The following is a 369-nucleotide window of genomic DNA, read 5'->3' as shown; positions in this document are numbered from 1 at the left end:
GATTGGCATGAACAGTAACATTCACATCATCGCTGGCGGAACAGCCATTGGTATTGGTKACWACWACRGAATAGTTRCCACTGGTTGATGTACTAATTGTTTGCGTAGTTTCTCCGGTACTCCATAAATATGTTGCTCCCGCATTGCCAGCATCCAATATGATGCTGCTGCCTGCACAGRTCTGCTGATCCGCTCCCAAATCTACGATTGRATTGGCATGAACAGTAACATTCAYATCATCGCTGGCGGAACAGCCATTGGTATTGGTTACAACAACGGAATAGTTACCACTAATTGATGTACTAATTGTTTGCGTAGTTTCTCCGGTACTCCATAAATATGTTGCTCCCGCATTGCCGGCATCCAATA

General features: G+C 44.6%; 1 protein-coding gene. It reads right to left on the bottom strand.

Annotated elements, in window-relative coordinates; all coding sequences use genetic code 11:
• Positions 1-369, bottom strand: a 369-nt coding sequence (locus tag DLK05_RS17775) for a hypothetical protein (protein WP_209319984.1), incomplete at both ends; no start/stop codon positions are given.

It is taken from the genome of Ancylomarina longa (assembly GCF_003996985.1).
In the GTDB taxonomy this organism is placed as follows: domain Bacteria; phylum Bacteroidota; class Bacteroidia; order Bacteroidales; family Marinifilaceae; genus Ancylomarina_A; species Ancylomarina_A longa.
The sequence above is the reverse complement of the archived record's forward strand: the minus strand, read 5'-3'. Positions and strand labels throughout refer to the sequence as shown.